This window comes from Exobacillus caeni (genome assembly GCF_005747095.1).
Lineage (GTDB): Bacteria > Bacillota > Bacilli > Bacillales > Guptibacillaceae > Exobacillus > Exobacillus caeni.
The window spans coordinates 25,695-36,431 of record NZ_SWLG01000027.1; the positions used below are offsets into that span (position 1 = coordinate 25,695).

At 36.4% G+C, this 10,737-nt stretch carries 9 protein-coding genes; 1 reads left to right on the top strand and 8 read right to left on the bottom strand.

Features of this window, described 5'->3' with window-relative positions; genetic code table 11:
- Nucleotides 1-132: 132 nt before the first annotated feature.
- The 8 genes from murJ to galU form a co-directional block, all read right to left on the bottom strand.
- Nucleotides 133-1,644: a murein biosynthesis integral membrane protein MurJ gene (gene murJ / locus FCL54_RS21945; RefSeq protein WP_138129357.1), complete on the bottom strand. Its 1,512-nt coding sequence runs from the start codon at nt 1,642-1,644 to the stop codon at nt 133-135.
- 22 nt (nt 1,645-1,666) lie between these two features.
- Complete coding sequence (locus FCL54_RS21950) at nt 1,667-2,755, bottom strand: glycosyltransferase (RefSeq protein WP_246055414.1); 1,089 nt, start codon at nt 2,753-2,755, stop codon at nt 1,667-1,669.
- Between the two features lie 21 nt (nt 2,756-2,776).
- Complete coding sequence (locus FCL54_RS21955; protein ID WP_138129359.1) at nt 2,777-3,919, bottom strand: polysaccharide pyruvyl transferase family protein; 1,143 nt, start codon at nt 3,917-3,919, stop codon at nt 2,777-2,779.
- A 101-nt stretch (nt 3,920-4,020) separates the two neighbouring features.
- Nucleotides 4,021-5,346 (bottom strand): UDP-glucose dehydrogenase family protein, encoded by a 1,326-nt coding sequence (locus FCL54_RS21960; protein ID WP_138129361.1) that lies wholly within the window; start codon nt 5,344-5,346, stop codon nt 4,021-4,023.
- 59 nt (nt 5,347-5,405) lie between these two features.
- A complete protein-coding gene (pssE, locus tag FCL54_RS21965; RefSeq protein WP_138129363.1) occupies nt 5,406-5,897 on the bottom strand; it encodes a PssE/Cps14G family polysaccharide biosynthesis glycosyltransferase in 492 nt (163 codons plus the stop codon).
- Complete coding sequence (gene pssD, locus FCL54_RS24515; protein WP_246055415.1) at nt 5,894-7,789, bottom strand: PssD/Cps14F family polysaccharide biosynthesis glycosyltransferase; 1,896 nt, start codon at nt 7,787-7,789, stop codon at nt 5,894-5,896. Before pssD ends, pssE begins: the two co-directional genes overlap by 4 nt.
- 30 nt (nt 7,790-7,819) lie before the next feature.
- Entirely contained in the window at nt 7,820-8,473 is a 654-nt protein-coding gene (locus tag FCL54_RS21975) for a sugar transferase (RefSeq protein WP_246055418.1), read from the bottom strand.
- A gap of 38 nt (nt 8,474-8,511) precedes the next feature.
- The gene (gene galU, locus FCL54_RS21980) at nt 8,512-9,390 is read right to left on the bottom strand and encodes a UTP--glucose-1-phosphate uridylyltransferase GalU (protein WP_138129365.1); all 879 of its coding nucleotides are present in this window, start codon (nt 9,388-9,390) and stop codon (nt 8,512-8,514) included.
- Nucleotides 9,391-9,698: 308 nt separating this feature from the next.
- On the opposite strand from galU, the gene FCL54_RS21985 reads away from it, so the two are divergent.
- Nucleotides 9,699-10,637, top strand: a complete 939-nt coding sequence (locus FCL54_RS21985) for an LCP family glycopolymer transferase (protein WP_138129367.1) — start codon at nt 9,699-9,701, stop codon at nt 10,635-10,637.
- The last annotated feature ends 100 nt before the right edge of the window (nt 10,638-10,737 follow it).

Here is a 10,737-nt window from a genome sequence, read left to right on the forward strand (position 1 = left end):
CCCCTCTCCTTCCATTTTTTCTTATTCCATCCTTAATTTACATATCTAATTATAAATATAATAGGTATGTATTCCAATTATTAGGCATTACGTAAGAAGGAAGAGCATCTGCTGGCTCTTCCTTTAAATGCTTTATACTCTTTTACTAGACTTAGGATTTAGTGTACTTAGCCTTTCACCCAGAAGGTAGAGAGTTAACAAGTACGTTATACCAAACAATAGTAAACTTACCGTGAGTTCTACTAAATTGTTCTGGAAAGAGGTGAAGTTTTTAAAGAGATAGAAAATGATAACTTGAGTAGAAATTAGGAATACATATTTAAGGATTTGCACATGACTCCCGGCTCTTAATCCCAGCAAATACTTTCCTAAAATCAACAGTGCAAAATACTGGGCAAAGGCACTGACCGTTGTTCCCCATGGCACTGCCCCTGCACCGATCACTGGCAGCAGTAGGTTAACAAGAAGCACATTTAAAACAAAAACTGCAATAACACTTATGATAACCGGGTACATTGTCTTTTCAGTAGCATAAAAGAATCTTGTTATATACATATTCGCTGCATGGGCAAACATTCCTATCACAAATATCTTTAGCATACTCGAAGTCATGATGATTGATCTGTTATCAAATGAACCGTATCCAAAGATAATTTCCGTGATTTCCGATGAGAAAAAGTACGTATAAATAGATAACGGGATAATTAATATGACCAATAGATGATTGCCTTTTTCAAAAATCTTGTTTATATCCTGGTATTCCTTGTTTGCAACCTTTTTAGCGAGCAATGGATAAATGACTGTCGTAACACTTGTCATCAATATCGTCTGGGGAAGCTGGATTAACTTTGAAGCATAGTTAATGGCTGCTACATAACCTTCTGATAGAGAAGATGCAAAAATTCTTTGAATCAGAAAATAGAATTGTAACGTGGCTCCTCCAAGCAAAATAGGGATAAATATTTTGAACAACCTTCTTAAGTGAGAAGAATCAACATATTTAAACTGTGGTGAAGCAGATAGCAACTCTTCCTTTTTCATCTGGTAAATCAATAATACAAACATGATCAAAGCACCAAAAACGAAGCCCCATGCGTAAGCATAAACACCGAAGAACCGGTGAAATACTAGAATTGCTAATACAAAGAGGACATTATTAAGCAGGACTGCAATACTCGCACCAACATATTTTCCGTGTACATTTAAGATACCAGTAAACCACATGGAAAGAACTAAGAAAAGAGTCGATGGAGCAGTGATATTAAACAGAGACTGGGTAACATCTAACTGGTTTCCTTCCAACCCGGGAAACAGCTCACGGATGATCACTTCATTTAAAAGAATAAGAGCCACTGTAAGAACGAGCAGGATTAAAGAACTGTAGGTTAAGATTACTCTTTTAAAGTCTCTTTTATTAGTATCATCAATTTTGCTGTAAATGCTTATAAACGAAGTAGTAAGCGCTCCTCCCAGGACAATATAAAAAAACTGGGGAAGTGTATAAGCAAGTACAACACTATCAGCTAAAAAAGAAGTTCCAAAGTGGATACCGATTAAAATCTCCCGGAGGAAACCGGTCATCCTCCCTAAAATATTTATTAATGTTACGATGCCTATTAAACCAACAAGTGTTTTAATTTTCATTCTAAATTCTACTCTCTACGAACTATTTTATATTGCGATAGATGTTGATCAACTTATTAGTTACCACTGCTGAATCATTACTTTGCGCCATGGCAAAGCCGGAATCTATCATATTACATGCAGCATCTTCATTTGTTAATACTTTTTCTATCGCTTCTTTTAGTTGATTGGCATTATTAGGATCGACTACCATGCCGCCAGCTTCATTTAATAAGTATTGGAGACCGCCTACTCTTGTACCGACCACAGGAGTCTTACAGGCCATTGCTTCTAAGGCAACCAATCCAAGGCCTTCAAAATGAGAAGGTAATACAAACACACTCGCAAGATTCATCCAATCAGCTACTTGGTCTTGCGTCATAGGACCCAGGAAACCTATATCTTCAATGCCTTCTTTTTCTGTATATTCCTTAACTTCTTCAAAAAAAGCATGATCTTTAATAGCCCCAATAAACACTAGCTTACTATTTTGGTGTTCCGGCTTTAATTTTTTATACGCCCTCACTAAGTCCATTATCCCTTTTTGCTTAATAAAATTGCCGACAAAAAGAATAACATCTGTGGTTCCGGAGACTTTATGTTTTTCCTTTAACTTCGCCTTGTCCTGTGGATAGAACACATTTGTATCTACACCCATGTTGAGTACTTTCATTTTTTCTTTAGGGACATTATATTCATCAATAATATTTCTATAAAGCTGCTCTCCGACTGCTATTATATAGCTTGATTCTTTAAGAATCTTATTAGTCAGTTCCTTAAAATACTTATGCCTTTTTGCCATTCGGTCAATATCTCCGCCATGAGCGGTGACAACGATCGGTTTGTTATAGAGCATTTTATAAAGAAGACCAAGAAGACCAGTAGGAAACACGTAGTGAACATGAACTACGTCATAACTTCTTCCTTTAAAGATTAAATTCATCAAACAAGAAAGAATCCACTTTAAGTACTTGAAGATTACCGTTGGCTTATCCATTTTCTGATTATCAATTGCAATAACGTCTACCTTGACTCCCGCATTTTTCAGCAGTTGCACCTGATTTCGAACGAATATACCAAACGTTGGTGACCCTTTACCAGGATACATGTTGGATAATACTAAAACTCTCACGAATTACCTCCAATTAGCCAACTATTTAATATAAGCAGACAGCTGTTCTAATCCTTGTTTGGCTTGTGTTTTACATTTGTTTGATACTTCTTTATATTCTTCCTTCGTTTCATCCCAGTTTTCCTGAAATGATTGAACAATTTTTAACAGGGAGTTGTCATCCTGCTCCAAATTATTAATTTCCACAAACGCTTCTTCTCTCTCGATTCCCTGCATAAAGTCTCTCACTTTATGATGATAGCCTATTCCTATTACAGGAGTTTGAGCAGAGGTTGCTATGATCAGGGAATGAAGTCTTGTGCCGATGATTAAATCCTGTTCGGTGCTCAAATCAAAGATTTCAAGCGGACTCAAATTCCGGTCATTCAAAGCCACATTTCTCTTGTTAACCATTTTGGCGAAAATATCCTTAGTTACTGTAACATCCTCTGGATATTTTGTGGAGTAGAGAGTGACATTCAACTCTTCCTTTTCAATAATGGCATCCAGGTTTTTAGCCATGGCGTTTACATAGGAATGATATTTATCTTCATCTGCCTCTGGCCAATAGTCTTTACTAAAGTAAGGAACCGCTGTTACCCCGACATTTTTAATGTTATCTTTTTGAACTTTTCTCTTACTGCTTACAATGTTAAAGGCAGGATCACCGATCACTCGTATGTCTTTTTGCACCCCTATTTGCTCTAGCAGCTTTTTAGAGTTGATATCTCTTACAGAAATCGACTGGGAAGCATTGATTAAAGACTTAATAAAGGTTTTGCCGGCCTGTGTATTAATTGGCCCAGCACCAACTCCATAGATGATCACCTTACTGCCAAGCATTTTACTAAGGATACCTAGAGTACTGTATAGCGGTGCATCCCTTTTGTACATGTCCATTAGAAGGCCCCCACCCCCAATAATCAAGAGGTCGAGCTTTCTAAATACTGCAATATGCTTAAGAATTGTATTGATAGCTGTGGTTGCCGTGTTCCCCTTTTTGTGCATTAACGGATACGATGTTACATTGTGTTTTTTCATTGTGTCTTCGGGGTTATTACTAAAAACGCAGATATCATCCTTTTTTACGTTAAATTCTGTTTCTAGTTGCGTTAAGATACCTGTTAAAATCGCCTCATCCCCATTGTTGCTGTGTCCGTAATTTCCTACAATCCCAATCTTCATAAAGTTCCACCTTTTTCTTTGTTTATAAGAAACAGCAAGTTCCAATCGAAAAAAATCCTTCAGCTTGTTTTACTGAAGGATTTAAGCTTTCCATCCATGTATCAAACGTACAATTCAAGCTCTTTCTGCTGCAGTCTCGGTCTGCCAACAGAGTGATAAATTAAGTTACTCTCAGATAATTGCTCTTGAGTAAATACGTTTCTTCCATCTATTAGAACCGGAAAGCGCATGGCAGCTTCCAATTGATTTAAGTCAGCCTCTTTAAATTCATCCCACTCGGTCAGCAAGCAAACCGCATCCGCATTTTGAACTGCTTCAAAGGCAGTTTCGCTCCAGGAAACCCCATCTTGATCAAGGGACTTTTTAAAATTATCCATCGCAATAGGATCGTATGCCGATACATCCGCACCTAATTTTAACAGCTCAGTAATAACCTCGTTAGCCGGTGCGTCTCTAACATCATCTGTATTTGGTTTAAAAGCTAATCCCCAGATCGCAATCTTTTTACCATTTAAATTTCCAAGAACCTGCTGAAGCTTGTCCAGGATGTTGTATCTCTGGTGCTTGTTTACATCTACAACAGCTTTCAAAAGCTTAAAATCATAGTCTGCATTACCAGCGATTTGAATGAGTGCATCGGTATCTTTAGGGAAACAAGAACCGCCATAACCTATCCCAGCGTTAAGGAAGTGCGGTCCGATCCTCTTATCATATCCCATCCCTTTTGCAACATTGGATACATCAGCACCAACTTTATCGCAAATGTTCGCTATTTCATTGATAAAAGAAATCTTTGTAGCAAGAAAAGCATTGGATGCATACTTAATCATTTCAGCACTTCGAATATCCGTCACAACAACCTTATCTGTTAACGGTTTATGAAGTTCCGAAACAATTTCTTCAGCTCTTTTATTTTCTACTCCAATTACGACACGATCGGGTGAAAAAGTATCTTTCACTGCAGATCCTTCTCTTAGAAATTCCGGAACCGAAACGACATCAAAAGGATGGTCAGTAATGGAGCAGATAATTTCCTTAATTCTTTCATTTGTTCCAACAGGGACCGTGCTTTTAGTCATGATAACTTTGTATCCATTCATTTCCACTGCTATATTCCTTGCGACTTCCTCAACAAAAGCAAGGTTAGCTTCCCCATTTGGCAATGATGGTGTTCCTACTGCAATGATGATTAGGTCGGATTCTTTCACTCCGTACTTAATGTCCGTACTAAATTCCAATCGGCCGTTATTCATGTTATTAACTAGATATTCTTGTAAACCCGGCTCGTAAATAGGAACTTCTCCATTTTTCAATCTATCAATCTTATCTGCATCTCTATCAATACAAATCACGTTGTTTCCAATTTCTGAAAAACAAACTCCAGAGACAAGGCCAACATACCCAGTTCCAACAACTGTTAACTTCACAATTATCTCTCCTTAATTTAGAAAACAACCAAATTTGTTTTCGATGTAATACATTCCTGTCATAGACTGCGACTTAATGATGTTAAATAGTCATCTATTGAACCTATCAATTTTGTATTATCGAATTTATAGCTGGAATAAGATTTACCTTTAACAGCATTGATTTTTTCTTTCAGATCTTTTATATCATAAACTGGCTCAATCAAATTTTGGCCAGCAAAAAGTTCGGCAATTTCTAACTGATGATCATCCACATGTTCCCCATACTTAGCAACACGAGGGACAACCACAACTTTTTTATCCTGTTTTAAACATTTGATAATCGAGCTTGTTCCGGCATGCGTAATGACTAACGTACTTTTATCGATAAATTCATCCATCTTTTCAGGACTTACCATAGATTCGCCCTGGTATTGTTCAGGTTGATAGTCAGTGTAGCCAGTTTGCGCTACAACTTCTTCAGATATTTCTCCTGATTTAATTAACCTGTCAAGCTCTTTAAATAATCTGTTGAACTGAAAACGCTGAGTACCTACTGTTACAAATATCAATAGATCCCCCCCTTATAAATCGCATCTGGATAATGTTTCTTCATTTCCTCCCATTGAACATAAAAACGGTCTGCGAATCGATAGATAACAATTCCTGTAATGGTAGGGGAATTTATTTTCGCAAAGCTCTCTAGAAAAACTACTTTTTTTCCATATAATTTTGCGAACAAACAGAACGGTATAACCATTCCAGCACCTGTTGAGATGACCACATCAGGTTTTTCTTTCAAGAAGGTAACGATGGATTTTCCAATATTTATCGGAAAGTCTAAAAAGAAACTAAAACTTTTTCGTTCTTGCTGCCTCATATAGTAAGTTTTATATTTTTCTCCAAGTGACAGCGAGGACTTATTAGCCTCCGTAACTATAAACATGTCATACTGCTGTGCAGTCGGTATCAGTTGTTTTAGTTGTTCAAGATGCCCACCAGAGGAACTAATGAGACAAACTTTTAATTTTTTATTTTTCATCGATTCACCTTCATCTCCGTTATCCTGCGATTTGTCTCGGTTGTGAAATAAAGAAGAAGGCTTTCTATCAAGGGTATTACTTCTTCTTTCTGTCTCATTTTCTGGGAGAACAGAAAAGGCCAGCCCAATAATGGCAAAAACGAATAGATACTGAGGTCCGCTGTTAAACACTTGATGCCCAAGCGAATCCACCAGGCTCTGAATCACAACGTATAATGCAAACAATAAAAAGGCTTTTCTCCACAAATCCTCGGCTGTAACAAAACCTTTATAAATTTTATAAAGGATAAAAATAAACATAGATAATAAAAGAATAGCGCCTATCAAACCGACTTCACCCATAATGTAAGGCCAATAAGTGTCGGTTGCCCACTTTGGATCTGCAGAATAGAGACCGTAAATTTTATCCAATCCATATTCCACATAAACAGGACTGTAATATTCTCTTGCGATCCAGCCCCCATATCGCCCAAATCCAACGCCAAACGGAAATTCACCAATAGCTATGACAAAGCCAAAAATATACAATGCTTTTCTGGCTGATTCTGTATAGTCAATATTTATATATCTTTGTATTGTAAGCATGGCTAAATCATAAACTTGCGGGGCAACTATTATAATGGTAAGACCTATAGCGACAAGAACCGGCCATTTTAGCTTTCTGATCTTTGGAAAAGCAGGAATTACAGAAAGTAAAGAAGCAACCATTAAGGCAAGGACAGTTTTAAACCGTAAAGAGAAGAAAGCAGCGATAGAAAACACGATAAAGTAAATTGCTTTTTTCCTGTCTTTATAAACAATAAAAGATGAGAGAAAGTACAGAGCTACAATTGCACAGAACCATCCATAAACACTGGGATGGACAAAAAAGGATTGTAGACTAAGCAGTCCCGATCTCATATCAAATTTTTGATCAGTATTTAATAGCATTCTAAATTGTTCACTAAACACAAGATCTACAAAAGCGAACACAATCACCAATAAAGCAACCCATTTAATAGGTTTTACGAATGAACGGATGGTTCGTTCTGTAACTACTAAATATCGAAAAATGTAATATACAAAAAATCCTTTTACCATTAAAAAGGCCCCTTGAACAGTAATGAACCAGGGGACTTGATTAATCAAACTCGAAATCAAACCCAACACTAATATTGAAAGGAACGTTATTGTTATAAAGTCTAGCTTCAGAACTCTTTTCCTATAAGAGATTACTATAATAGCAATAGAGAAAACGATAAGAAACAGTTCATCCATGTTGCTAAGAATTCCACTTGCAATTGGACTAATTTTCTCTATGTTTCTAGTTAGTAAATCCTGAAAGAGAAAAAACACATAAAAAATTGCTAGCAGCTTAATAAAGCGTCCACTACTAATGAAAGAATCAATTTTATTTATAGTCCGATCAATTACGAGCGGCATTCATACATCCTCCTAAAAAACGGGAACAAACTAGTATGCATTTTTGGATCCAAATAACACAAACACTGTTTTAAAAATGAGTAGAATATCAAATCCGATATTACGCTGTTTAATATATTTCAAATCTAATTCTACCATTTCTTCAAACCCTATATCGCTTCTTCCACTTACCTGCCATAACCCGGTACAACCAGGTATAACAAGAAGTCTTTGTAAATGATATTCATTATATTGTTCTACTTCTCTTGGTAAAGGCGGGCGTGGTCCAACAAGGCTCATATCCCCTTTTAAAACGTTCCACAGCTGGGGCAGTTCATCTATACTTGTTTTCCGAATAAAACGGCCAACTTTTGTAACCCTTGGATCATTTTTCATTTTAAACATCGCACCAGTTGTTTCGTTCTTATCCATTAGTGAACCCAGTTGTTTCTCTGCGTTCATTATCATCGAACGGAATTTATACATGGAGAACATCTCTCCGTTTTTCCCAACTCTGCTTTGTTTGAAAAACACTTTACCTTTTGGATCCTCAAACTTAATAAAAAAAGCAACAATAAATAACAGAGGTGCTAAAAGTATCAAACCAATACTTGCCCCCATTATATCCATTAACCTTTTCATAAATAAGTAACTTTTCGATTCATCTTCAATAAGGTTTTTACTCGTTTTTTCCTGGTAACTTATGTGGCTATTAAAACTTGATGAGTGCAATTAAATTCCTCCTACAACTGAATCTTTTCTTTCTTCAAAACCGCCTCTAAAAATTGGACAACTTCTGTATGCAATTCTGGATTTTGGATTGCCATTTCAATTGTAGTTTTAATAAATCCAATCTTTTCACCTACATCATACCGAGTTCCTTCAAAATCATATGCAAAAACTTCCTGTACTTCATTCAATCTTTGAATGGCATCTGTTAATTGAATCTCGCCGCCGGCTCCAGTTTCTTGTTTATCCAGGTAGGGGAAAATCTCAGGAGTTAACACATAACGTCCCATAATCGCTAGATTTGAAGGAGCATTTTGCTTTGGTTTCTCCACGAAGTTATTTACCTTGTATCTTCTTCCAACATTTGAAATAGGATCAATAATACCATAACGGTGTGTCTCTGATTCAGGAATAGTCTGAACCCCGATAACAGAAGAACCTGTTTCATTGTATTGCTCAATCAATTGTTTTAAACAAGGTTTTTCTGCTTGCACGATATCGTCACCAAGTAATACTGCAAACGGATCATCACCAATAAACTTACGAGCACACCAAACCGCATGTCCCAGGCCCTTTGGCTCCTTTTGGCGTATATAGTGAATATCCACTTTAGACGACTGCCGGACTTTTTGCAGAAGTTCGACTTTCCCTTTTTCAAAAAGGTTTTGTTCTAACTCAAATGCATGGTCAAAATGATCTTCGATTGATCGTTTACCTTTTCCAGTTACAATAAGAATGTCTTCAATTCCAGACTCGATCGCTTCTTCTACAATATATTGAATCGTTGGCTTATCAACGATAGGTAACATTTCCTTTGGCATTGCTTTAGTCGCAGGTAAAAATCTTGTTCCAAGACCTGCTGCTGGAATAATTGCTTTACGCACTTCTCTCAACATTCGTTCCCCCTCATTTTCTGGCGGCCACATATTTGCAATCTTATAATTTTTAATTTAGTTTCAATTTAAAACCGACATATTTTTCATTTAGCTGTCGAATACTTTCCTTCAAACTCTAATTATAGTAACATATTTTTCTAATCACAACAGTGTTTTTGCTAAAATATTGGAAATGAGTCAGATTCACTCATATATTCCACCTCTATTTTACTTATAAAGGTATTCCTAGTAAAATATTGTTTACGTTATATATGTCAAAATGTATAATCTTAATGTAAATAACTAGAAAAAGGCGGAATCTATAAATGGGTAGATTTAAAAATAGAAAGAAAAAAAGAACCTTATTAAAAGTTACCTTGTCTATAGTTTTATTTCTTGCAGTGGGAGCTGGAGCGTATGGTCTATATTTATATAGTTCTGTAAAAGACACAGCCTCTCAAATGCACGAGGAATATAAAACGACCAAGCCAAAACCAAAAGTGAAAAATGGAAAAGATCCTATCTCGATCTTATTGATGGGTGTAGATGAAAGAGCCGGGGATAGAGGGAGGTCAGATTCTATAATCATGATGACCTTAAATCCTAAAACAGACTCTATGGAAATGGTTAGTATCCCTAGAGACACAAGAACTGAGATTGTCGGAAAAGGAACTCAGGATAAAATAAACCATGCCTATGCATTTGGTGGTACAGAAATGGCTGTCAAATCAGTTGAAAACTTTACTAATGTTCCCGTGGATTATTTTATAAAAGTTAACATGGAAGCTCTAAGTGAGCTTGTTGATAGTGTTGGTGGAATAACAGTTAATAATAAGCTTGACTGGTATGATGATCGTTACTATAAAAAAGGTTATCACTATAAAAAAGGAAAGATTGAGCTAGACGGTCCTCAAACACTCGGTTATGTAAGGATGAGATACCAGGACCCACGTGGCGATTTTGGAAGAAGTGAAAGACAGAGGCAAGTAATCGAAGCGATAATTGATAAAGGTGCAAATATATCTTCGTTTACGAAGGTAGATAATATTTTAAATGCTATCGGGTCAAACGTTAAAACGAATATGACTTTTGGAGAAATGAAGGATGTATTCAGCAACTACCGATCTGCTAAAAATAATATTGAACAGTATCAAGTCAAAGGCAGCGGAACAAAAATAGATGGCATTTATTATCTCCAGGTTTCTGAAGATGAAAGAAGTAAAGTGACTGCTCTTCTAAAAGATAGTCTTACAGCTAAAAAATAGAGATTTCAAGGGGCTGACCCAAAACATCGATAAAGCGGTGTTTGGGCAGCCCCCTTTTCTATTCAAAAGATAAATGAATCTCTATTTTAAGAGAAAAAAC

Excerpts from the sequence above, each read along its gene's own strand:
- murJ (WP_138129357.1), bottom strand. The coding sequence starts at position 1,644 with ATGAAAATTAAAACACTTGTTGGTTTAATAGGCATCGTAACATTAATA.
- pssD (WP_246055415.1), bottom strand. The coding sequence starts at position 7,789 with ATGCCGCTCGTAATTGATCGGACTATAAATAAAATTGATTCTTTCATT.
- FCL54_RS21955 (WP_138129359.1), bottom strand. The coding sequence starts at position 3,919 with ATGAAGATTGGGATTGTAGGAAATTACGGACACAGCAACAATGGGGAT.
- FCL54_RS21985 (WP_138129367.1), top strand. The coding sequence starts at position 9,699 with ATGGGTAGATTTAAAAATAGAAAGAAAAAAAGAACCTTATTAAAAGTT.